The 23,441-nt window shown below is 65.8% G+C and carries 20 protein-coding genes and 2 pseudogenes; 11 read left to right on the top strand and 11 right to left on the bottom strand.

Translation table 11 applies throughout. From position 1 onward, the window contains the following. Positions 1-115: 115 nt before the first annotated feature. The 8 genes and pseudogenes from AC1DRE_RS16670 to AC1DRE_RS16635 all read left to right on the top strand — a co-directional run bounded on the left by AC1DRE_RS16670 (position 116) and on the right by AC1DRE_RS16635 (position 8,437). Positions 116-538 carry an arsenate reductase ArsC gene (locus AC1DRE_RS16670; protein WP_476985625.1) on the top strand — a complete coding sequence of 141 codons (423 nt, stop codon included), beginning with the start codon at positions 116-118 and terminating at the stop codon, positions 536-538. Between the two features lie 42 nt (positions 539-580). After that, positions 581-1,558, top strand: a complete 978-nt coding sequence (gene trxB, locus AC1DRE_RS16665; protein WP_476985663.1) for a thioredoxin-disulfide reductase — start codon at positions 581-583, stop codon at positions 1,556-1,558. 217 nt (positions 1,559-1,775) lie between these two features. Beyond that, positions 1,776-3,158 carry an FAD-dependent oxidoreductase gene (locus tag AC1DRE_RS16660; protein WP_476985624.1) on the top strand — a complete coding sequence of 461 codons (1,383 nt, stop codon included), beginning with the start codon at positions 1,776-1,778 and terminating at the stop codon, positions 3,156-3,158. A gap of 51 nt (positions 3,159-3,209) precedes the next feature. Then, complete coding sequence (locus AC1DRE_RS16655) at positions 3,210-3,644, top strand: arsenate-mycothiol transferase ArsC (RefSeq protein WP_476985623.1); 435 nt, start codon at positions 3,210-3,212, stop codon at positions 3,642-3,644. 13 nt (positions 3,645-3,657) lie between these two features. Further along, entirely contained in the window at positions 3,658-4,869 is a 1,212-nt protein-coding gene (locus AC1DRE_RS16650; RefSeq protein WP_476985622.1) for an MFS transporter, read from the top strand. Between the two features lie 135 nt (positions 4,870-5,004). Next, positions 5,005-5,567: pseudogene (locus AC1DRE_RS16645) on the top strand (YceI family protein). 336 nt (positions 5,568-5,903) lie between these two features. Continuing rightward, positions 5,904-6,818, top strand: a complete 915-nt coding sequence (locus tag AC1DRE_RS16640; RefSeq protein ID WP_476985621.1) for an ABC transporter ATP-binding protein — start codon at positions 5,904-5,906, stop codon at positions 6,816-6,818. Next, a complete protein-coding gene (locus AC1DRE_RS16635) occupies positions 6,818-8,437 on the top strand; it encodes an ABC transporter permease (RefSeq protein ID WP_476985620.1) in 1,620 nt (539 codons plus the stop codon). The genes AC1DRE_RS16640 and AC1DRE_RS16635 overlap by 1 nt, the downstream gene beginning before the upstream one ends. Before the next feature lie 59 nt (positions 8,438-8,496). Here AC1DRE_RS16635 and AC1DRE_RS16630 read toward each other — a convergent pair whose 3' ends face one another. The 4 genes from AC1DRE_RS16630 to AC1DRE_RS16615 form a co-directional block, all read right to left on the bottom strand. Continuing rightward, positions 8,497-8,922 carry a VOC family protein gene (locus AC1DRE_RS16630; RefSeq protein WP_476985619.1) on the bottom strand — a complete coding sequence of 142 codons (426 nt, stop codon included), beginning with the start codon at positions 8,920-8,922 and terminating at the stop codon, positions 8,497-8,499. Positions 8,923-8,978: 56 nt separating this feature from the next. Further along, positions 8,979-9,461 carry a GyrI-like domain-containing protein gene (locus AC1DRE_RS16625; protein ID WP_476985618.1) on the bottom strand — a complete coding sequence of 161 codons (483 nt, stop codon included), beginning with the start codon at positions 9,459-9,461 and terminating at the stop codon, positions 8,979-8,981. A gap of 120 nt (positions 9,462-9,581) precedes the next feature. Then, positions 9,582-10,448, bottom strand: a complete 867-nt coding sequence (locus AC1DRE_RS16620; RefSeq protein WP_476985617.1) for a universal stress protein — start codon at positions 10,446-10,448, stop codon at positions 9,582-9,584. Beyond that, complete coding sequence (locus AC1DRE_RS16615) at positions 10,445-10,777, bottom strand: universal stress protein (protein ID WP_476985616.1); 333 nt, start codon at positions 10,775-10,777, stop codon at positions 10,445-10,447. The genes AC1DRE_RS16620 and AC1DRE_RS16615 overlap by 4 nt, the downstream gene beginning before the upstream one ends. Before the next feature lie 335 nt (positions 10,778-11,112). Here AC1DRE_RS16615 and AC1DRE_RS16610 point away from each other — a divergent pair, with 335 nt between their 5' ends. Beyond that, the gene (locus AC1DRE_RS16610; RefSeq protein ID WP_476985615.1) at positions 11,113-13,932 is read left to right on the top strand and encodes a cation-translocating P-type ATPase; all 2,820 of its coding nucleotides are present in this window, start codon (positions 11,113-11,115) and stop codon (positions 13,930-13,932) included. Positions 13,933-14,023: 91 nt separating this feature from the next. On the opposite strand, the gene AC1DRE_RS16605 is transcribed toward AC1DRE_RS16610, so the two are convergent. From AC1DRE_RS16605 to AC1DRE_RS16590, 4 genes and pseudogenes are all read right to left on the bottom strand, one after another. Next, positions 14,024-14,182, bottom strand: coding sequence for a hypothetical protein (locus tag AC1DRE_RS16605; RefSeq protein ID WP_476985614.1), 159 nt, complete (start codon positions 14,180-14,182; stop codon positions 14,024-14,026). A gap of 260 nt (positions 14,183-14,442) precedes the next feature. After that, positions 14,443-14,895 carry a universal stress protein gene (locus AC1DRE_RS16600; RefSeq protein ID WP_476985613.1) on the bottom strand — a complete coding sequence of 151 codons (453 nt, stop codon included), beginning with the start codon at positions 14,893-14,895 and terminating at the stop codon, positions 14,443-14,445. Between the two features lie 207 nt (positions 14,896-15,102). Further along, positions 15,103-15,558: a pyridoxamine 5'-phosphate oxidase family protein gene (locus AC1DRE_RS16595; protein WP_476985612.1), complete on the bottom strand. Its 456-nt coding sequence runs from the start codon at positions 15,556-15,558 to the stop codon at positions 15,103-15,105. A 390-nt stretch (positions 15,559-15,948) separates the two neighbouring features. Further along, positions 15,949-16,679, bottom strand: a pseudogene (locus AC1DRE_RS16590) (DNA glycosylase AlkZ-like family protein). Between the two features lie 191 nt (positions 16,680-16,870). Here AC1DRE_RS16590 and AC1DRE_RS16585 point away from each other — a divergent pair. Next, on the top strand, positions 16,871-18,334 hold the full coding sequence (locus AC1DRE_RS16585; protein WP_476985611.1) for a protein adenylyltransferase SelO: 1,464 nt from the start codon (positions 16,871-16,873) through the stop codon (positions 18,332-18,334). Positions 18,335-18,658: 324 nt separating this feature from the next. Then, the gene (locus AC1DRE_RS16580) at positions 18,659-20,116 is read left to right on the top strand and encodes an FAD-dependent monooxygenase (protein ID WP_476985662.1); all 1,458 of its coding nucleotides are present in this window, start codon (positions 18,659-18,661) and stop codon (positions 20,114-20,116) included. 38 nt (positions 20,117-20,154) lie between these two features. Here the strand turns inward: AC1DRE_RS16580 and AC1DRE_RS16575 are convergent, their stop codons facing one another. From AC1DRE_RS16575 to AC1DRE_RS16565, 3 genes are all read right to left on the bottom strand, one after another. Beyond that, positions 20,155-22,047, bottom strand: a complete 1,893-nt coding sequence (locus AC1DRE_RS16575) for a transketolase (protein WP_476985610.1) — start codon at positions 22,045-22,047, stop codon at positions 20,155-20,157. 121 nt (positions 22,048-22,168) lie between these two features. Next, positions 22,169-22,555 (bottom strand): VOC family protein, encoded by a 387-nt coding sequence (locus AC1DRE_RS16570; RefSeq protein ID WP_476985609.1) that lies wholly within the window; start codon positions 22,553-22,555, stop codon positions 22,169-22,171. Then, positions 22,552-23,388, bottom strand: coding sequence for a hypothetical protein (locus tag AC1DRE_RS16565; RefSeq protein WP_476985608.1), 837 nt, complete (start codon positions 23,386-23,388; stop codon positions 22,552-22,554). Before AC1DRE_RS16565 ends, AC1DRE_RS16570 begins: the two co-directional genes overlap by 4 nt. Between the last annotated feature and the right edge of the window lie 53 nt (positions 23,389-23,441).

Raw genomic sequence — 23,441 nt, 5'->3', positions numbered from 1 at the left:
CGATTTATTGTTCGATACTGCATGCATCGACAAACATCAATGTCTAGTCACTCAGCGCGGGGACAACGACCTCAACAAAAACCGATCCATACACAACTGATTCCAGGAGAAACCCGTGACCGCCGAAGCCGCCAAGAAGCCGTCCGTACTGTTTGTCTGCGTCCACAACGCCGGCCGCTCCCAGATGGCCGCCGCCTTCCTGACAACCCTCTCGAAGGGCGGCATCGAGGTCCGCTCAGCTGGGTCCCAGCCCGCCGACAAGGTGAACCCGGCCGCCGTCGCCGCCATGGCCGAACTAGGCATCGACATGTCCGCCGAGATCCCCAAGGTCCTCACCACCGAGGCCGTCAAGGAATCGGACGTGGTGATCACCATGGGCTGTGGCGATGAGTGCCCGTACTTCCCCGGCAAGCGCTACGAGGACTGGGTCCTGGAGGACCCTGCCGGCCAGGGCGTGGACGCCGTCCGCCCCATCCGCGACGAGATCAGGACCCGCATCGAAGGCCTGATCGCTTCCCTCAGCCCCGCCGCCAAGTAACCGTCCCGGACACAAGGAGAGATCTTCGTGAGCACCAAAGAAGTGAGCACAAAGCAGCTGATCATCATCGGATCCGGCCCCGCAGGCTACACCGCGGCCATCTATGCCGCCCGAGCCGGCCTGAAGCCCCTGGTTCTGGCGGGGTCGGTCACCGCCGGCGGCGCGCTGATGAACACCACCGAGGTCGAGAACTTTCCCGGCTTCCCCGCCGGTATCCAGGGGCCAGAGCTCATGGACGGGCTGCAGCAGCAGGCTGAACGCTTCGGCGCGCAGGTGGTGTTCGACGACGTCACTGACGTCACGCTCACCGGACACCTGAAGCGGGTGGTCACCGGCGCCGGCGACATCCACCAGGCACCCGCCGTCATTCTCGCCACCGGTTCCGCCTACAAGGAACTCGGCCTGCCGGAGGAGAAGAAATTCAGCGGCCACGGCGTCTCCTGGTGCGCCACCTGCGACGGATTCTTCTTCCGCGACCAGGACATCATTGTCGTCGGCGGCGGTGACTCCGCCATGGAGGAAGCCACGTTCCTGACCCGCTTCGGGAGGTCGGTCACCGTGGTGGTCCGCAAAGGTGAGTTGCGGGCTTCCCGCATCATGGCCCAGCGGGCCAAGGACAACCCCAAGATCAGCTTCGCCTGGCACTCGGCCGTCAGCGCCATCCACGGTGATGGCAAGGTCACCGGCGTCACCCTGAGGGACACCCGCACCGGCGAAACCCGCGAACAGGCCGCCACGGGCATCTTTGTGGCGATCGGACACGTGCCGCGCACCGAGCTGGTCGAAGGCCAGGTGGAGCTCGACGCCGAGGGCTACATCAAGGTTGATTCGCCCACCACGGTCACCAACCTGACGGGAGTCTTCGCCTGCGGCGACGCCGTGGACCACCGCTACCGCCAGGCCATCACGGCGGCCGGCACCGGCTGCGCAGCTGCCCTGGACGCCGAACGCTACCTCGCCGCCCTGGACGACGCCGACAGCATCGCCACCGCCCTGGTGGAAGAACCCACCCACGCCTAACCCAGTACAGGGGAGGAGGTGAGCTGAATGAACACCGGATGCTGCGGAGACTCGGGCTGCTGCGACGACTGCCCTGATGACATGCAGGGCTGCTGCTGACCACCCCGCCCCACCCAACTAGGTAGCAGTAGATGTCGTTATGAGCCCCCAAAACGACATCTACTGCTACCTAGTTGGGCCCGAACCGTCACACCTACAGATGGAACAGAGAACAGCCATGGATTCCACCAGAAACCTTCCCGTTGCCGTAATCGGCGCCGGCCCAGTGGGCCTGGCCGCAGCAGCCCACCTGCTCGAGCGCGGCCTCGAGCCGGTGATCTTTGAGGCCGGCGCGACGGCGGGCGCGGCCATTGAACAGTGGCGCCACGTCCGGCTGTTCTCACCGTGGCAGTTCAACCTCGACGCCGCCGCCCTCCGCCTCCTGGAAGGCTCCGGCTGGGCTTCGCCCCGGCCGACGGCCCTTCCCTACGGCGCGGAACTCATCGACAACTACCTCGTACCGCTGGCCGCCCTTCCAGAGATCGCGACCCGGCTGCAGACCGGCGCCCGCGTGATCGCCGTGACCCGGCAGGGCCTGGACAAGACCCACGTCCGGGACCGCGACACCACACCCTTCGTCGTCCGCGTCGAACATCAGGACGGCGAAACGCGCGACCACACCGTGGCTGCGGTCATCGACGCCTCGGGCACCTGGTCCCGGCGCAACCCCCTGGGCACCTCCGGCCTGCCTGCCATCGGCGAGGACGCAGCAGCAGGGCGGATCTCCGCGCCGCTTCCGGACGTCACCGGCCGGGACCGGGCAGCGTTCGCCGGACGCCGGGTCCTGGTCGTCGGTGCTGGCCACTCCGCCGCCAACACCCTCATCAGTCTCGCCGACCTGGCCAAGGACGAACCGGACACCCGGATCCTGTGGGCGGTCCGCGGTGACTCCGCGGCGAAGGTCTACGGCGGCGGCGACGCCGACGGGCTTCCAGCCCGCGGCCAGCTCGGCGCCAGGGTCCGCCGCCTCGTGGAGGCCGGCAAAATCGAACTGCACACCAACTTCGGCATCGCTTCCCTCAAGGCACTGGATTCCGGCGTGACGGTCGAAGCGGTTGACGGCCGTACCCTGGACGCCGACGTCGTGGTGCCCTGCACCGGCTTCCGCCCGGACCTGGAGATCCTGCGCGAACTCCGCCTCAACCTTGACCCGGCCGTCGAAGCGCCGGTGGAGCTCGGCCCGCTGATTGACCCGGAATTCCACTCCTGCGGCACCGTTCCGCCGCACGGCGCGAAGGTCCTCGCTCACCCGGACAAGGACTTCTACATCGTGGGCATGAAGTCCTACGGACGGGCGCCGACCTTCCTGCTGGCCACCGGCTACGAACAGGTCCGCTCCGTCGTGGCCGCCCTCGCCGGAGACCGCGAAGCCGCGGACACCGTCCACCTGGAACTCCCTGAGACCGGCGTCTGCTCGACCGACGCCGGCACCAGCTGCGACGTCCCCGCATCTGCCGCGGCCACTCCAGGCACGGAGGAGGCGGGATGCTGCGGCACACCGGAACCGGTGCTGGTCGGCTTCCCCACCGGCCTGACCCACGGCCGATCCGGCATCAGCTAGGAACCTCGCCAATCAAGCAATGGACTCACTCACAAAGGAAACAACACACTCATGACCCAGGAAGCATCAGACACCCGGAAGACCCCCGCCGTGCTTTTCGTGTGCAGTAAGAACGGCGGCAAATCCCAGCTCGCCGCCGGACTGATGAAGCAGCTCGCCGGCGGAGCCGTCACCGTGTACTCCGCCGGCACCAAACCGGGCAAGTCCCTCAACCCGCAGGCCGTGGAGTCCCTGACCGAGCTCGGCATCGACATCACCGGAGAACACCCCAAACCCGTCACGGACGAGGTCCTGGACACCGTCGACGCCGTCATCATCCTGGGCACCGAAGCGAAGCTCGAACCACACGAAGGCACCCGCTTCGAGGTCTGGGAGACAGACGAGCCCTCCGAGCGCGGCATTGAAGGCATGGAACGCATGCGCCTGGTCCGGAACGACATCAAGGCCCGGGTCCAGAAGCTCCACGCGGAGCTGACCGGGCACTAGCATGCCGGCCCCCGTGGTAACCCGGTCACTGGTCGCGGAGGGTGCACCGCGCGGGGGTTTCGCCGCGCTGTGCATCACCCAGACCACCGGGTGGGGCGTGCTCTACTATGCGCTGTTGGCGGCGGTCCGGCCCATCAGCGAGGACACCGGCTGGGACCCCGCCCTCGTGACCGGGGCGTTTTCGGCCGGACTGCTCGTCTCTGCCGTGGCGGGGATCGCCGTCGGCAGGACTTTGGACCGGACAGGCCCCCGCAATCTCATGATCCGGGGATCCGTGGTCGGCGTTCTGGCGTTGGTTTTGGTCGGTGTGGCGCCGAATCTGCCCACGTTCGCAGCGGCATGGCTGCTGGCCGGAACCGCGCAGGCTGCGGTGCTGTATCAGCCGGCGTTCACCGTGATCAGCCGCTGGTACGGTCCCGCCCGGATCAGGCCGCTGACCATCCTGACCCTCGTCGCGGGATTCGCGTCCACGATCTTCGCCCCGCTCACCGCGGCCCTGTGTGTCACGTTCGGCTGGCGGGCAGCGTTCCTCGTACTGGCCGGAGTGATAGGCCTGATCACCGTACCCCTGCACGCCTGCTACCTGAACCGGACTTGGGTGCCGGACCCGCCCGGGGCCTCTGCGGCCAACGACAGAACGGTGGTCCGCTCGGTCCGGCGCACCGGAGAATTCCTCGGCCTACAGGTCCTCATGGTCCTGTTGTGCCTCGGTCTTTACACGGTGACCCTGAACATCATCTCCCTGCTGATGGAAAAGGGTGCCGACTACGCCACGGCCGCACTCGGCCTCGGACTCGTGGGAGCAGGCCAGGTCGGCGGCCGCCTGTCTTTCGCCGCCATCCCTTCCAGAGCCCGGCTGCCCGTCATCACCGGCACGGCCACCGTCACGGTCCTGACCCTCGCAGCGTTGCCCGGACCTGCCCCGGTGCTGATCGCGGCCAGCATGCTGGCCGGTGCAGTCCGCGGCTGCCAGACACTCTTGCAGGCCACCATCGTCGCCGACCGGTGGGGTGCAAACAGCCTCGGCGCCCTGCAGGGAACCTTCGCCGCACCGCTTACTGCCACCACCGCTCTGGCCCCGGCGGCCGGACCTGCCATGGCGGCCTGGCTCGGCTCGTTCACATCCATGGCTTACGCCATGGCTTACGCCATGGCGGCCGCCACCGGGCTTGCTGCAGTCATCGCCGTCGTCACGCACCTCAACAGCTGTTCCCGTGTCCACTGATCCCACTTTCCTGCTCCCTGGGTTTGTGTTCTGCACGGGGCGGAAGTTGATGTCCCAGGGTGCCGGTCTGATACTGTTGCTAGATCTTTCCGCAGCACAGTCCTTGTGCCGGCACGCCTGCACAGGAGGCATTCCATGGCTGAAATCTTGTCGGACTTTTCGGGTGAGTGGCGCTTTGACCCCACCCACACCCGCATCGGTTTCTCAACCCGCCACGCAATGGTGACCAAAGTCCGCGGGGCGTTCAACGACGTTGAGGGCGCCATTCACGTCAATGCCGAAAACCCGAGCAGTCGTCGGCACGGATGACCATCAAGGTGGCCAGCATCGACACTCGCAATGCGGACCGCGATCAGCACCTGCGTACTAACGAATTCTTTGACGCACCGCAGTTTCCGGAGATCACGTTCTCCAGCAACCGGGTGGACCAGGTCGACGACGGCCACTTCATCGTTGGCGGTGACGTCACCATCCGCGGAGTCACCAAGGACATCGCCATCCCGCTGGACTTCATCGGCGTCGAACGAGACCCCATGGGTAACCTCCGGGCGGGCTTTGAAGGCTCACGCCGGATTGACCGGCAGGACTTCGGTCTCACATGGAATGCGGCTCTTGACTCCGGCGGGGTCCTGATCTCGGAGAAGATCACCCTTGAATTCGAAATCTCCGCCGTGAAGGTCGAAGAACCGGCGGCCTGACACCCGGCGAGCTATTTACTGGCGCTCAGCAACGGGTGGCTGGTCCCCTTCTGGGGCCCGCGCGTTCCGAAGGACCGGACCCTTGACGCCCTCCTGGCATACGCCGAAGAAGTCAGGCCAGTGAACGAGGGCACCCCAAGGACCGTTGGGCCTGTGCCCAGCAAAGAATGGCTCCTGTAGAGCCAGCGCATATGAAGGTCTTCCTCGTCGGTTCGGGTGCTTGTATGCTGTGGATCGGAGAGCCGGGAAGCCTGGTCGGCCCGTAGGCAATGCCTGCGGAACGCCCTCGGCGACCGCCTCGGGTGTTCGCGTGATGACCTGAGGAGCGGCCGGCTCATGAATGCAGCAACACAACCTGTCATCGAGACCCTGGGCCTCGTCAAGGACTTCGGCAGAACACGGGCACTGGGCGGTCTGAACCTGAGCGTCGCCGCCGGTGAAATACACGGTTTTCTGGGCCCCAACGGTGCGGGGAAATCCACCACCCTGAGGGTACTTCTGGGGCTGATCCGCCCCACCGCCGGCACGGTACGGGTGTTCGGCCTGGATCCCTGGGCCGACCCGGTCGCCCCGCACCGGGACATCGCCTACGTCCCGGGGGATGTGAGTCTGTGGCCGAACCTTTCCGGCGGGGAAATCATTGATCTGCTCACCGGCCTGCGCGGCGGCGCCGACGGGAACCTACGCCGGGAGCTCATCGAGGAATTTGAATTCGACCCGCGAAAGAGGGCCCGGACCTACTCGAAAGGCAACCGGCAGAAGGTCGCCCTGATCGCCGCGTTCGCCCGCCCTGCTCGGCTCTATCTGCTGGATGAGCCCAGCGCGGGCCTGGACCCGGTGATGGATGCCGTGTTCCGCCGCCACATCGAACGTGTCAACAGGGACGGGGCGACCGTCCTGCTCTCCAGCCACATTCTCAGCGAGGTTGAACAGCTTTGTGACCGGATCACGATCATCCGGTCCGGTGCCGCGGTCGAGACCGGGACCCTGGGTGATCTCCGGCACCTGAAACGGACGCATTTCCGGGTCACCGGGCTGGCCGAGCCGGCACGCCTGGCGGCGCTGCCCGGAACGCACGGGATCAGCTTTGATGACGCCGCTGCCGAGTTCGACGCCGATCCCGCCGACCTGGGTGCTGTTCTGGCCGGGATCGCCGAGCCGGGGATCAGCGGACTCAGCGTCGCACCGCCGTCGCTGGAGTCCTTGTTCCTGCGGCACTACAGTGACGGCAACGGCAGCGGGGGGCAGTGATGCCCGGCGTGGTGCAGTTGGCTCTGTTCCAGGCACGCAGGGACCGGGTGACCCTGCCGGTCTGGATCCTGGGCATCGCTCTGCTCGGCTTTGCGACCTCCAGCGCGGTGGTCACGCAATTCGGTGACGAGCCGGCGCAGGCAGCGATCCTGACCCTGGCAGCATCGAACCCTGCGTTCCTCTTCCTCCGTGGACTGCCCGACGGAACCGGTGTCGGGGCGGTCGTGTTCTTCCAGGGCTTTGCGTTCACCGCCGTCCTGGCAGGGCTGATGAGCACTTTCCTGGTAGTGCGGCACACCCGCACCGACGAAGAGCTCGGACGGGCTGAACTCCTCGGCTCGGCGCCCCTGCCGCGGGCAGCCCCTCTGACGGCGACCCTCCTTCTGGGCGCGGCCGCGAACCTGCTTCTGGCCGTGTTTGTTGCCGCCGGTTTCGTCGCGGCCGGGCTTCCGGTTCCGGGCGCCGCGGGGGCCGGTGCCGCCGTCGGTGCTGTCGGTGTGTTCTTCGCGGGCCTGGCCGCGGTCATCGCCCAGGTTCTGCCCTCAGGCCGGAGTGCGAACGGTGCGGCTGCAGGCATGGTCGGGGCCGCGTATCTGCTCCGGGGTGTCGGGGACGCGCTGGGGCCCCCGGCGGCGGACCTGCTGCACGTCACGAGTGCATGGCCGTCGCTCCTCTCGCCCATCGGCTGGGGCCAGCGGTCGCGGCCGTTCAGCAGCCCGGACCTGTCGGCGCTGCTGGTACTTCTCACTGGCGCGCTTGCCCTGGGTACAGTGGCCGCATTGATCCGGCGACGCCGGGACGTGGGCGCAAGCCTCCTGCCCCAGCGTGACGGCAGGGACCGGGCCGGAGCCGGGGGCACATCGTTCGTGGGCCTGGCCTGGCGCCTGCAACGCTCAACCCTGGCCGGATGGTGCATCGGGGCCGCGACACTGGGCACCGTGGCCGGCGCTCTCGGCCCTCTGGTTTCCGAGACGGTCTCCAGTGTGGCGCCGCTGCGGGACCTGATTTCCCGGCTTGTGCCAGGTGGCCAGGCCGGACTCATTGACGTGTTCGTCACGGCCCTGCTCGGCGTTGCCGGGGTGCTCGCGGCGGCTGCAGGCATTCAGGCGGTGCTGCGGATGCGCGCGGAAGAGGCCGAGGGCAGGGCCGAGCTGCTTCTCGCCACGCCGGTGTCCCGGAGCCGGTGGCTCGGCGCGAACCTGTTCATCGCGGCTTTTTCGGCGGCCGTTGTTTCCGGCACGGCCGGTGTCTCTGCCGCCATCGGTCTCGGACTTTCGGGCACAGCCAACGGACCTGCCGGGGCTGCGGTGCCGGCAGCGCTGGCGCATGTTCCCGCTGCCTTCGTGTTCCTGGCAGCGGCCTCTGTGGTCTTCGCGTTTGCACCGCGGCTCAGTGTTCTGCTCGGTTGGGGGATGCTTGCGGCAGGACTTGTTCTGGGCGAATTCGGGGAGCTCTTCGGGCTGCCGGTGTGGCTGCAGGACGTGAGCCCGTTCCGGCACTCCTCGGCCATGCCCGTGGAGCCCTTCGACCCTGCCGGGGCGCTAGGCCTGGCCGTCACCGCGGCCGCCTTGGCCGGCCTGGCCACATACGTGATCCAGCGACGGGACCTGACCGAGTGAGTTCCGGTCGCACTTGGCGCGTGGCTGGGCCGGGTGCTGCCATGCAGAGGAAGTCACAGCTAGAGACCGGGGCCCGTTCCCTCTTCTGCAAGGCCCCCAGGGGCAGCGGTATCCGCGTTCTGCCAGAGTCCGACGACGTTGCCTTCGCTGTCCCGGAAATACGCGTTCCAACCAGAACCCGGAACCGCCATCCTGCCTCGTACTGTCTCGCCGCCCTGATGCGCTATCTGCTCCAGCGCGGCGTCGATGTCCTCGACCTCGATGGTGACCACTGGTGCCTGGAGCATGTCTCCGCGCCGGAAGATTCCGCCGTTGATGGAGCCGGGTTCTGCTGGCTCACCCAGGTCGTTCATTGGTGTGGTTATTGCCAGGCTGTACTCCATCTCTGGTATTACCTGAAAAGTCCAGCCAAAGACCGAATTGTAGAACTGCCTCGCGCGATCTTCGTCGTCCGCGGGGATCTCAAAATGTACTACTCCACCCATTGCATTCACCTACAGGTTTGAAGGGGCTGCCTTGGCACGCCCCTGCTTTCTCTGCCCTAGTCGTCATCTCCGGCAATGGGCCAAACCACCCGTGTCTGCCACTTCGTCGGATCAGGCTCTGTCGCCGGATCGCTCAGGTAGTACTCCCACATCGTGTCTGATGGAGTGAAGCCTTCAGCTTTCATGAGTTCCTGGACGATCCCGTACGTCTCTTGGAGAGTGTCGTAGGGGCCGATGTGCAAGGCTTCAAAAGCCTCCGCTTCCGGGAGGGAGCCCTTTGCCACTCCTTCCGACTCCAGGAAATCGGCGTTCACAGGAAATCCGGCCTCGACGTCCACGGTTCGTGTGGGCATTCCCCGGTAGAGAGCAAAAGGCGGCCCGGCCAGTTGAACGTTCTGCGCCTGTGCCGCGGCCATTACGGTGCCAAAAGCCCGGCCGAAAAATTCCGTCAGGCCGTCCATGGGGATTCTTTCGTGGACCACGGCCGTCGGCTGTTCAACCGTGTGGATCATTCTGGGTTGTGGATTGGTGTCATTCATGACACCAGCCTCTGCTGCGGGCGCTGCCTCCGACAGGGCCGAACGTCCTTGGGATTCCTGCCGCCTTCCGACGGTTGCGCTGACGGGCACAACGAAGGGTGCGTCTTGCGTATTGGAGGGCTAGTACTTCTTGTTCTTTATGCGCCGGACCGGGGTTATTACCGTCGGGCACGGCAAATGTGTCAGGACCGAGTGGGCCGTGGAACCGAGCAGTAGTCTTTTGAAACCGCCCCGTCCGCGGCTGCCAACCACAAGCATTTGAGCGTCAGCTGCCGCTTGCACCAGAGCCGCCGCAGGTTCCACATCGGTTTCCAGGACTTTGTGCACCACAAGGTCCGGGTAATCCTCGCTGAGGCCGGAGATTGTTTCAGACAGCACAATCTGCTCTTCCTCCACCATCAGCCGGGCTAGATTCTCCCCGAGAAGGCCACCGTTCACCCATCTGGGAGCCTGGAAGGCGTAGACCACCGTCAGCTCCTGGCCCTCCCGGTCCGCCTCGGCGGCAGCGAATGCAACGGCCTGCGTGGATTCCTCGGACCCGTCCACGCCCACAACCACGCCCCGCCGGCCTTCGATCGTTTGATCTCCGATGACCGCGACTGGGCACTTCGCCGCGGCGGCGACCTGAAGTGCCCGGTCGGTCAGTGAACCACCCAAATGGGCGGCGCCGGATCCAACCACAAGCATTGACACCTTGGTGGAGTACTTGCCCAGCGAGCCGGCAACGCCGCCCTCAAGGATTTTGGTGGTGACCTCAACCGGAACGGTGCCCCTTACGCGCCCGGCTGCGGTTTCCAACAGTTCTTCGCCTTTATCCAGCAGCATTCCGGCCCAGGGGGTGGGTTCTACCACCCAGCGGTCGTCAACAACGTACAGGATAATCAGCGGCAGTCCGACGTCGGTAGCCCGGCGGGCAGCCCACGTCACCGCTGCGCGGCTCTGGGGAGAATCGTTAGTAGCGACGGCGATCGGCTTAGACGTTCTCACAGCGGGGCCTTCCCTATAGCTTTCTCGGGGCTATGAACAACCAGGACGGGGCAGTGCGCGTGAGCAACACAGGCTGAGCTGACGGAGCCAAGAAGCAGGCCGCCGAATCCTCCGTGGCCGCGCCTTCCAACCACGATCATGTCCGCATGGCGGCTGGCGTCGATGAGTGAGTCCCGGGGGTGCCCTCGGACGACGCGGGGAACGATGTGCCGTGGGGTGTCTTGCCCGAAGGCCTGTTCCAGGGCTTGGTTGAGAACCGTTGTGACCCGTTCGTCGGAATGGTTTATGCCCACGGCCTCGTAGGGATCGTGTGTCGCTGACTGCTCCATAACGGATTCCTTTGGACAGGGGTGCTGCCTCTCCAGCCTGCGGTGTGAAAAGGCGGACCTGTAGGGCCAAAGGTCACCCGCTGGGTCGGCCGGCCGACAGAGGTAGCGGATCTGGTCATCTAGCGGGCGGGAGGTGAGTCCTCGCTTGTCACCGGTGCCGCATTCGACATCGGCGGTAGCAAGACCGCCGGTGCGACGAGCCCCAGCCCGGCCGTGGATGATGGCCGTGGAAGATCCCGTGGACAATCTGGCTGATAGCCTGAGGGGAAGCGACGGCTTTTGGCTGTCCCTCCGTTAGAGGGGTTCTTCGTGATTCCTTCCAGAGATGTAGCCTGGTGATCGAAACCACCGCCTGGCACTTGCGTGCGGCCGCGGACGCTTTTGCTGCCTTTGGGGTGGAACCGGCAGCGGGCCTGGATTCTGCAGAGGCCCTGCGCAGGCTGGAGACGGACGGGCCCAACGAGCTCCATGCCGCCCCGCCGGTGCCGATCTGGCGGAAGATCCTGGCCCAGTTTCAGGATCCGCTGATCTATCTGCTGCTGGTGGCCATCGCGATCTCCTTTGGTGCCTGGGCGGTTGAAGGCGCGACGGGTGTGCCTATCGATGCGGTGGTCATCATGGCGGTCGTCCTGCTCAACGCCGTACTCGGATTCGCTCAGGAGAACAAGGCAGAGAACGCCGTCGCCGCTTTGCAGTCGATGACAGCCGCAGTTTCTACGGTGTGGCGCGATGGCGAGCTCAAGACGGTCCCCGCCGCCGAGCTGGTCCGCGGTGACATTCTGGTGCTGGGCGAGGGGGACGCTGTCGGGGCCGATGCCCGGCTGATCACGGCCAGTGTCTTGCGAGTGTCGGAAGCCCCGCTGACCGGTGAGAGTGAAGCGGTCATTAAGGATCCCAGGACTTTGGGCGGGGATGTGCCGATTGGCGACCGCCTCAACATGGTCTTCAAGGGCACAGCCGTCGTCCAGGGGCGCGGCCGCGCGGTGGTCACCGGGACGGCCATGAACACCGAAGTGGGCGCCATCGCCGGCATGCTCGAACGGACCGAGGCCGAGGCCACACCGCTCCAGAAGGAAATAGCAGGGGTTAGCAGACTGCTGGGCGTCACGGTGATAGGCATCGCCGTTGTGGTGATGGCGACCATTGTGCTCGTCAACGAAGTTTCTTCGCTGCAGGATCTGGTGACTGTGCTACTGCTGGGCGTCTCGCTCGCGGTTGCCGCAGTGCCCGAGGGTCTCCCGGCCATCCTGTCAGTCGTGTTGGCCATCGGTGTCCAGCGGATGGCCAGCCGCAATGCCGTCGTGAAGGAACTCCACTCGGTGGAAACGCTAGGCTCAGCCTCTGTCATCGCCTCGGACAAGACCGGAACGTTGACGAGGAACGAGATGACGATCGGCCGGATCGTGACCGCATCGGGGCAGATCGAGCTTACCGGCGTCGGGTACCGGCCCGAAGGCCAGGTCCTTCAGGGAAACCGGGTAGCCAGCGACCCGGTGGTACTTCACGAGGTCCGCATGGTTTTGGCCGGCGGCTCATTCGTCAATGATGCGCAGCTGACCGAACTCAACGGTCAGTGGCAGATCCAGGGCGACCCCACGGAAGCTGCATTCCTGGTTGCTGCCCGAAAGCTGGAAGGTGTTACCGAACGCGTCGGGGAGTTCGAACGGCAGGGCGAGGTCCCGTTCACGTCGGAACGGAAGCTGATGTCAGCGCTCGCGCGCCACAAGGAGTTCGACGAACTCGCCCTCGTTACCAAGGGGGCGCCGGATGTCCTCCTGGGGCGCTGCACCCGGATGCAAGTGGGGGCGGACATCGTGCCGCTGGACGGGCCGCTGCGCGAGAAGGCATTGGCCGACGTCGAGACTCTGTCGGCGCAGGCCTTCCGGACCCTGGGCGTGGCTTATCGCCCGTACGGGGAGCGGGACCGTCACGAAACGGACGTGCTCGACGAAGAGGACGAAAACGCCCTTGTCTATCTCGGCGTCGCCGGCCTCATTGACCCGCCCCGCGCCGAAGCGGCGGCTGCCGTGGCGGCGGCCCGTCGTGCGGGCATCCGCGTGGCGATGATCACAGGCGACCACCCCGTCACAGCCGCCCGGATTGCCATTGATCTGGGCATTTGCGAACCGGGGGAAAAGGCAGTGACCGGAGCCCAGCTCGATGAACTCGACGACGCGGGGCTGCGTGCCGTTACCGGCTCCACGTCCGTCTACGCGCGTGTGTCGCCGCGCAACAAGCTCCAAATCATTGATGCGTTGCAGGCGCAAGGCAACGTCGTTGCCATGACAGGGGACGGCGTCAACGACGCCCCCGCCCTGAAGTCCGCCGACATCGGCATTGCCATGGGCATCACCGGAACCGCAGTAACCAAGGAAGCTTCAAAGATGATTCTCGGCGACGATAACTTCGCCACGATCGTCTCCGCGGTGCGTCAGGGCCGGGTCATCTTTGACAACATCAAAAAATGCCTGCGCTACCTGCTCTCGTCGAATATGGGGGAGGTCTTCACGGTCTTCCTCGGCGTGGTTTTCGCCAGCACCATGGGTCTGGCAGGAGCAAGCGGCGAGGCTGTGGCGCTGCCGCTGCTGGCCACCCAGATTCTGTGGATCAACCTCGTCACCGATTCCGGACCCGCGCTGGCGATGGGGGTGGACCCGGAAATAGACAATGTGATGGACCGCCCGCCGCGGAAAATGACTGACCGCATCCTCGGGAGACGGATGTGGGCCGGCATCCTGGCCGTCGGCCTGGTCATGGGCATCGCGACCTTGCTCACTATCGACATCTTCCTGCCCGGCGGTCTCGTCCAAGGCCGCGACTCCCTGGACGTGGCCCGGACTGCCGGGTTTACCACCCTGGTGTTCGCGCAGCTGTTCAATGCTTTTAGTTCACGTTCAGAACTGAACAGCGCATTCCATCGGCTGTTCGTCAACAAGTGGTTGTGGGGCTCAGTCCTGCTCGCGGCTGCACTTCAGTTCGCTGTGGTGGAAGTCCCGCTGCTGCAGCGTTCCTTTGGGACCGTATCCCTGGACGCCGCACACTGGGCTCTCTGCATCGGTATGGCATCCACCGTGTTGTGGTTCGACGAACTCCGCAAACTGTTCTCCCGGTCAGCCCGGCGGAAGAAGACCGGCGTGCCCTTTACGATCCCGTAGGCGCCGGCCGACAGCTTTGGGTTGGCCCGCCGCGGCTGCGTCCCTGTGAGCCGGCTGTAGGGAAAGAGGTCCCACCCATACACCCGAGCACTCATGCGGGGCGTGGCCCGGGAGCATGCTGCGCCGCCAGCGCTCGCGGGTCATCGGAGGGGCGCATTGTGCCGTCGCTGATACCGGCCCGGATGATCGTTTCGCTCTCATCGACCAGCACGTCAAAATATCGCGCCGCCTCCGGCGCGTTCTCGGCCATGAAGCCCCGAGCACGTGATCGTCGAAAGCGCGTCGCAGTCCGTCTTCGCTTCCGAATAGTTCCGCCACGTCATCCGCGTCTACACGAGCGGCCCGCGTGATCTGGTCAAGCGCTGGTTTGCAGAACCCTGCGGCGGCGAAATGGGCGACCGCCGCGTCGAGGACTCGCGCTCTCATACCGTCCTTCTGCTTCTCCGGTGGTAGTGGAGGGGCCCGGTCACGCTGCGCATCAAATCGTCAAGTGTGCGTGTACTCCAGGGCTCACTGGCCCCCGGACTCATGCCCCACCACAAGGACCGGGCAAAAGGCATGCGCTGCGCAGGCGCTACTGACTGAGCCCATGACCTGGTCGAGGAAACCGCCGTGGCCCCGGCGGCCCACGATAAGCAGTTGCGCATCCTTGCTCTCTTCGACCAGAATCTTGGCTGGCGATCCAAATTTCACCGTCGTGGAGAGCCCCGGTGGACGATCCTGTCCGAAAGCAGTTTCAATGGCCTGCTCCACAAGGCGCGTGGCGACCTCTTCCAGCTGGGTCGTCATTTCGGGATTGCCCGGGGGGAGATGGGCAGCCAGGTAAAAATCGGAAAAGCCGACGCACGTGATGACGTCCAGAGGGGCGCCAAGCGCCGCGGCGTAGCGCCCGGCAAGCCGCAAAGGCGCCGGAGAGTATTCAGAACCGTCAATGCCGACAACAATGCGTTCCTTAGCGTTCATGGAATTACCGTCGTCCCTTTATCGGTGCTGGTCTAGGGCCGAAGGTCACCCGGGGTCCAGCCCGTGTCCGGTCCGGAAATGCAGACCGCCTTGTGACGCGCCTGTCGATGAGTCAGCGTCGCTCACCCCCGCAAGGGAGCGCTCATTTGCTGGTCCACATAGTCGTGGTTTAAGGAGGTCAGTCTTCGGCCGGCTTGTCCTTGGGTGCTAGGGGAATTCCGTCGCTCGAGGATGCCAGGCAAGAGTGTTCCAGACGTGCTCCCTGTCAACACTAAAGCGGCGGCCGCTCACCGACCCGGCGAGCCGGACGTAATGGATTTTAATGCCAGGTTCCCATGGGATGAGGCGCAGGGCATCGGCAGCTGACTTCTCGGATCCATCCACAATGACGTGCGCCCGGCCGCGCACCACCACGCTCCACGCCAGACCGTGTTCCTGGTCATAGCCGTCACCCTCCAGCGCCGACTCCTCGAGGACGGCGCCCCAAAACTTCGTCCCCATCGCTGTCCTGAAGACAACACTGTCGCCGTCCACCACGAAATTGAGGGGAAAGATGTCCACGTGACCGTCGAGGAGCACAGCGAGCCGTCCGACGGCAACCTGACGTAAGAGTTTCCACGATTCCACTGGCGATAGCCGCTCCACCACTGGTGATCTGCTCATGTCCTGAGGGTAGTGCCCGGTTCCTGATGGAATCAGGGACTTAAGTCCTGTTGTGTGGTGTCGGCCTTCTGATCTCCGGCACCAGGAGACGCGAGTCCCACCCGAGACCTGGGAGAGCACGCCCCGTCATAGTAACCCCCACGCGATCCGGACAGCAGAGGCGTCACATCAGAGTCAGGTTTGCGTCACACGAACGTGCTTCCGAGGGGGTGGATAATCCGTACTCTTCGAGACGACCCCATCGAAGCGTTCCCGAGGACTCAGGTCCGTACTTCGACGCTGCTCCGCGGCCGCCGGCTGCGTCTTAGGCGTCCGCCCGTGATCGGATCGGTCCGAGGCTCAGGGTCGGTTCGGCTCGGAGGAAGTCTCCGATGCGTTCGGTCTGGGCCCCTAGCTGGCCCTTTTTGGGTCGTTAGAGGCCCTTTGGGTATCCCCGGCGATAATCCAACCAGTACCACCGTCGATCGTTGCCGGCACCAGCTCGCCGGATAGGGAGTCGAACAGCCCGTCGGCCCAGCGCGGGTCCGCGGCGAGCCACTGTGCGAAGTTCGCCGGAGAAGCGGGTCCGTACGAGAAGAGGTAGGCGCGCACCAACCATGCGAGGGCCGTGCCCGTATCGGCGGGCTGAAACCCTGGTACGACGTTTGCCGGATTCGTGTAGGTAACCCTGCGGCTTCTTACTTTCCCGAAGCACAACGCACCGCGGTCAGCTGCCTGCGCCAGCGCCGCGCGCCAACGCGGCCACATCCCGTTGAACGCGGGCATGACCAGCTCACCCGCCCACGGTCCGGTCCGGGCAACGATGGCGTCGCCGAGTTCCGCCGCGGTGAGCTCGGCCGATCCGAGCGAATCAGCGATCGCTGAGATGATTTCGTCCGTCTGCGCGGGGGTCAGAAATCGCTGCTGAACCGCTGCAGGGGGGGGACTGCGTCCAGAGCCGCTGTCCACAGGGGGAGGTCTTCGGCAGGTAGCAGGTGCACGGTGCCGCGCGGCCCGTATGTCTTGACCAGGCTACGTTCTTCCCCCACGCTCTGACGGACCTCCTGCTGGGAAAGGCTCAACGAGCGTATCCCGACGGACAGTTCCGCGGCGGAGAAGACTTGGGCATGGGCCCCGCACATCGCTCTAACAATATCGGCTGGGCTTGCTTGCTTGGCGGGCGCGACCAGTCCGCTCCGCTCCAACCGCCGGGCGCAAACCTCGGCCCACGAAAAGGCCTCCGGCCGCCGCATGTTCATACCCGCAATGTCCCTTCGACCCCTACCCGGCACAATAGGTACGCGCGGAATTCAGGCGCGGCTATTCTTGGTGGATGGATGCCTTAGCCCTGTCAGCCGTGACCTTGAGCGGCCACTTCGCCCGGGAATTTCCGGAGATGGCCATTGCGTGGCGGGCCGAGGAGGTTCCTGACCCTGAACTGTTGGTGCTCAACGAGCCGTTGGCCGCCGAGTTGGGCCTGGACCCTAACTTCCTGACCAGTTCTGACGGGGTCGGTCTGCTGACCGGGTCTCGGCTGCCCGCCGATGCCACGCCGGTCGCGCAGGCTTATGCCGGTCACCAGTTCGGCTGGTACGCCCCGCGGCTTGGTGACGGGCGTGCGCTGTTGTTGGGCGAGATCACGCACGCCGACGGCCTGCTGCGGGACGTGCACCTCAAGGGTTCGGGGCGCACTCCCTTCGGCCGCGGGGGAGACGGCCTGGCCGTTGTCGGGCCGATGCTGCGTGAGTATCTCGTCAGCGAAGCCATGCACGCGTTGGGCATTCCCACCACACGGTCCCTTGCCGTGGTGGGAACGGGGCGTTTGGTGCAGCGTGAGACCGTGCTGCCAGGAGCCGTACTTGCCCGCGTCGCGAGGAGTCATGTGCGCGTGGGCAGCTTCCAGTACGCCGCGGCCACGGGGGACACCGGCCTTGTTCGCCGCCTTGCCGGGTACGCGATCACCCGGCACTATCCGGCCGCGGCGGAAGCCGAGAACCCCTATCTGGCCCTGTTCCACGCCGTGGTAGCTTCGCAGGCGTTGCTGATGGCCCGCTGGATGCTGGTGGGATTCGTCCATGGGGTGATGAACACCGACAACATGACGATCTCGGGCGAGACCATCGATTACGGCCCGTGTGCCTTCATGGACGCCTTCGATCCCGGCACCGTCTACAGCTCTGTCGACGAGGGCGGTCGCTACGCCTACCGGAACCAGCCGGTGGTGGCGGAATGGAATCTCGCCCGTCTGGCAGAGTCGCTGCTGCCCTTGTTGCACGAGGACCAGGAGAAGGCGATCGGTCTTGCGGTGGAAGCACTGGATGATTTCCGCCGGCAGTACAGTGCTGCCTGGGCGGCGGACATGAACGCGAAGCTTGGATTCCGTCCAGGGCTCGGGGACGACGTGACCGGCCCCCTCATCGAGGAGCTTTTGGTCCTCCTGCAGGAGGGACAGGTCGACTACACCTCCATCTTCCGCAGCCTTGGCAAAGCGGCCCGGGGCGAGCCCGAGCCTGCGCGGCAGCTTGTCCCGAATGTGACGGCGTTCGATGCCTGGGCTGAGCGCTGGCGTGCCTTGAGCCCGGATGCCGACGCGATGGACCGAGTCAATCCTGCGTACATTCCCCGCAACCACCTGGTCGAGGAGGCCCTGGCCGCCGCCACCGGCGGCGACAAGGGCCCGCTGTCCCGGCTTCTGGACGCGGTCACCCACCCGTTTGAGGAGCGCCCCGGTCTCGAACGGTACGCGGCTGGCGCTCCGGAAGATTTCGGCACCTACCGGACCTTCTGCGGAACCTGAGCCCTGGGGCCTCTCTGTCTGGCATGGCTCCCGCCGGGTCCGTTTGGGCCCCGGGCAAGCGTGAGACGAGGTCGGTTCCGTCGGGAATGGACAGCACAACCCCAGGGGCAGAAATTGCAGATCCGGCCACCAAACCAGGTTGCTGCTGAAGGCGAACACGATGACGATTCCGCCGCAACATGAACCAGCTGGCGCTGTGTGTCCCCGGTACTTCCAATGTATCGCGCCCAAGGGGGCTTGCGGCAAGGCCCCCGTCATGCCTCAAACTGGGGCGGACGTGCCCGGAAGAGGCGCACGGCAAATAGGGGGAAAGGCGAGGCTGTGATGGTTGAGGTGATCGTTGCCGGAGGCGGTCCGACCGGGATGATGCTGGCCGCTGAGCTGACGCTGGCGGGCGTGGATGCGGCGATTCTGGAGCGCCGCCCGACGACGGAGCTGGTGGGCTCGCGTGCGGGCGGGTTCCACTCGCGGACGATCGAAATCCTCGATCAGCGCGGGATTGCCGACCGGTTCCTCTCCGAGGGCCAGCGTGTCCAGGCGGCGTTCTTCGGGAACACGATGCTGGACGTGAGCGACTTTCCCACGCGGCACCCTTACACGCTCGGCCTGTGGCAGAACCATATTGAGCGGATCCTGGCCGGCTGGATCGGGGAGCTGGGTGTGCCGGTCCAACGGGGGCTCGAGGTTGCCGGCGTCGCCCAGGACGGTAGTGGGGTAGAGGTGCATCTCGCCGACGGCGGGTCGGTGCGTGCGCTGTACGTGGTCGGCGCCGACGGTGGGCGAAGTGCTGTCCGCAAGGCAGCAGGCATCGGGTTCCCCGGCTGGGATGCGACCAGGAGCAGCCTGATCGCCGAAGTGGAGGTGACCGAGGAGACGCCGGCAGGCATGCGCATCGACGAGGTGGGGGTTCACGGGCTGCACCTGATGGAGGACGGGCGGACCATGCGTGTGGTGGTCACTGAGCAGCAACTTGGACCGGCGACCGAGCCCACTTTGGCAGACCTCGGCAAAGCGCTGACCGAGATCTACGGTACGGACTTCGGGGTCCACGCTCCGACATGGATCTCGCGGTTCACCGACGCCACCCGGCAGGCCGCGGCCTACCGCAGCGGCCGCGTGCTGCTCGCCGGGGACGCCGCGCACATCCATGCTCCTTCGGGCGGGCAGGGAATCGGGCTCGGCATCCAGGACGCCGTGAACCTCGGCTGGAAGCTCGCCCAGGTGGTCAAGGGCACTGCGCCGGACAGCCTGCTGGACACCTATCACGCCGAGCGGCACCCCGCCGGGGCCCGCGCGCTGAAGCACACGATGGCACAGTCGATCATGCAGCGGGCAGACCCGCGCATCGGCGCGTTGGCAGACACCGTGATGGGCCTGCTGACCATCGATGAGGCCCGGAAGCAGGTGGGCGGACTCATTTCCGGCCTGGACATCCGCTACGACCTCGGTGAGGGGCACCCGCTGCTGGGGCGCCGCATGCCCGACCTCGACGTCACCACCGCCAACGGACCGCTGCGCGTCTTCGCCCTCCTGCACGACGCCCGTGCAGTGCTGCTCAATCTCGGCGCGCCGGGCAGCATCGACCCGGGGCCATGGGCTGATCGGGTGCAGTTGGTGGACGCCACGTACGACGGCGGGTGGGAGCTTCCGGTAATCGGTTCAGTCAGCGCTCCCGCGGCCGTGTTGATCCGGCCCGACGGGCATGTGGCGTGGACGGGAGACGGCACGCAGCTGGGGCTGGAGGACGCGCTGGCCAGCTGGTTCGGGCCTGCGCGGCATTAACCCCCGCAAGGGCGGTGATGAACGCGGAGTTGGCGGCGTCAGGTTCGTAGGAGGCCGCGGGCGGCTGCGGTGATGTGGCGGGCGGAGATGCCGGCGGCGTCGAGCAGTTCCTGTGGTTTGCCGGAGGTGGGCAGTGCCTTGACGGCGAGTAATACGATGTGGAGTTCGGGGGTGTCCGTGCCTGCCAGGGCTTCGAGGACGGCGGAGCCGATGCCGCCTTCGGGGTAGTGGTCTTCGGCGACAACGATCCTGCCCCCGGTCGCCTGGCAGGTCCGGCGCAGGGTGTCCACGTCGATGGGTTTGATGGAGTAGAGGTCAATGACGCGGGCGTTGATCCCGTCTTCGGAGAGTTGATCGGCGGCGGTGAGGCATTCGTGCAGAGTCACGCCGGCACCGATCAGGGTCACGGCGTCGTCGGGCCCGGCGTGGTGCACTTTGCACCCGCCGAGCGGGAATTGTTCATCCGGCCCGTAGATGACCGGGTAGGCGCCGCGGGTGGCTCGAAGGTAGGAGATTCCTGTGGTGTCTGCCATGGTCTTGACGAGCCGGGCGGTGGAGGGGGCGTCGGCGGGGTAGAGCACACTCGAGGTGTGCACCGCCCGCATGGCGGCGATGTCCTCCAACGCCATTTGCGAGGGGCCGTCCTCGCCGATTTCCACCCCGGCGTGTGTACCGACGAGCCGGATGCTGGCCTGGGAGACTCCCGCCATCCGGATGAAGTCGTAGGGCCGGGATATCAGGAAAGCGGCGAAACTCGCGGCGAACGCGATGTAGCCGCGGACCGAGAGCCCGATCGCGGAGGCGATGAGTTGCTGTTCAGCAATGAACATTTCGAAATACCGTTCCGGGGCGGCATCTTTGAATTCGCCGGCGTGGGTCGAGTTTCCGACTTCGCCATCTACGACAACGATTTCGGGACGGGCGGCCAGGGCGGACACGGCGGCGCCGAAGGCAGCCCGGGTGGCCACCTCCTCACCGACCTCCCACCGGGGCAAACTGACGGCCGCCCCGGGATCGGGGGTGATCGCAGGCACGCCCGGTTCGGGGAGTGCCGTAGTGATCCGCAGGTCGCTGGGACCGCCGAGGGCTGCCACCGCACGTTCGGCCATGTCCTTGGGAAGCGCTTTGCCGTGCCAGCCGTTCTGGTCCTCGATCTCGGGAACGCCTTTGCCCTTGATGGTTTTGGCGAGAACGACCGTTGGTTGGTCGGGCCGGGACCGTGCGTGGGTGAGTGCGTCGTCGATCGCAGGAAGGTCATGGCCGTCGACGACGAGGGGATAGGCTCCGAAGGACTCGACCCGCCGGGCGTAGCGGTCCATGTCCCATTGGAGTTCGGTGGGACCGTTCTGGCCCAGGCGGTTGACGTCCACGATGGCGGTGAGATTGCCCAGTTTGTAGTAGGCGGCTTTATCCAGGGCCTCCCAGATGGAGCCCTCAGCCAGTTCGCTATCCCCGCACAGGACCCAGGTCTGGTACGGCAGCCGGTCCAGGTACCGTCCGGCCAGTGCCACTCCCACCGCATCCGGCAGGCCCTGACCCAATGAGCCTGTCGCCACGTCAACCCAGGGCAGGACGGGTGTGGGGTGGCCTTGCAGCCGGCCGCCGAACTGCCGGTAGCTGTGGATCAGTTCGTCCTCCTTGACCACGCCGACGGCCCGGTACATCGAAAACAGCAGCGGGGAGGCATGACCCTTTGAAAAAATGAGGTGGTCGTTGGTCGCCAGCGACGGCTGATCCCAGTCATAGCGGAGGTGCCGCACGAGCAGGACGGCCATGAGATCCGCAGCCGACAACGATGAGGTGGGATGGCCGGAACCGGCCTGCGTGCTACACCGGATGGAGTCCACCCGCAGTTGCGCCGCCAGGCTTCCGATATCTTCAGCCTGTGCAGCAGCCAAAGGCGTCGAGGGCAGTTCCTGATGTTCGGTCATCGCAATCACCTTTCGCCCCTTCAAAGGGTCCTCGTCTCCGGGACGCCCAATACGCGTTATACCCGATACCGGTTCCAGGCGGAAGACGCGCACAAAGGCGAACGTCAGCGCACCTAGGACTTCATGCAGCGCCCGATCCGTACGGACGCGTGATCGCCTCGAGGAAATGCCCGTCAGGATCCGAGAAGTAGACGCCTCGTCCGCCGTCGTTGTGGTTGATCTGCTGCGGGCGGGACCGTCCGGGGTCCGCCCAGTAGGGGATGCCCTGGGCCTGGATCCTTGCGAAGATTCCGTCGAAGTCCTCCTCGCTGACCAGGAAGGCGTAGTGCTGCGGGGAAATCGGCCGGTCCGCCGTGGCGAAATCGAGGGCTACTCCGTGGTCGAGGGGCACTGCCATGAAAGACCACATGGCGTGGGGTTTCGGCAGTCCGAGCACGTTGGCCAGGAACTCCGCCGAACGGCGCTTGTCCGTTGCGTAGACGATGGTGTGGTTGAAAGTGACCGTCATAGTGACCTCCTCGGGTGTTTGGTCTCGGCGAGCGGCAGCACCAGCATGTAGCCGGTCGGTAGTTCGCTGCTCCAGCGTCGCGGCTCGCGGACCACGAACTGCGTCGCCAACTGCTCGGGGGTGAGCAGGGTGTTGGGCGCGGGGGACGGTCCCCACTGCTGGTCGCCGTACGGGTAGAGCGGATCCTGGACCCGGATGCCGGTGACTGAGAACTCCGGGAACTGGTCGGGATCTCCGAGTGACTCGAAGCCGCTCATCACCCATACGTGGCGACCGCGCCACATGACCAGCCCGACCGGCCGGTCCGTGTCGGCGATGGCGCGCGAAGCGGTTCGCAGCGCTTCCTCGTAATCAGCGATGCTAACGACGGCGTAAGGCCCCATCCCGACCTCGTTCAGCACCTGCGCCCAACCCAGGGGGTTGGCACCGTTGAACGAGTTGGAGGACCGTGCCCGGGCCATCTCCCACAGTTCGCCCTGCTGAACGTCATCGGCCCACGTGCCGGCGCCCGTGTCGTCGATGAGGTTGTGCATCATCTGGATGCTCGCCGCCACACACCACTCAAAGGTGTACTGCGGCACGAAGTCCCCCTCCTGGTAGAGGTTTAGGGCGAACACCTGGGGCACCGGGGGCGGCGTGGGAACCGATGTTGGGGCCGGGGACGGAGTCCGGTGAGGAGCGGGGACGTCACCGGGCGCGGCCGGCGGGGCCGAGGAAATCTGGATCGGTCCATCGGTGGTGGCCTCATCGAGTCTGATCGCGGGCGCGCAGGCCGAGAGGACGGTCGATAGGACGACGAACCAGGCCAGACGACGGAGCGGGGCACCGATCATGATCGATCCAGTTTATCGCGACGCGGCCGGAATTCGTCGTGCAGCGTGGGCTC

It is taken from the genome of Arthrobacter sp. P4_H3 (assembly GCF_056400885.1).
This window is presented reverse-complemented; position numbering and strand designations above follow the sequence as displayed.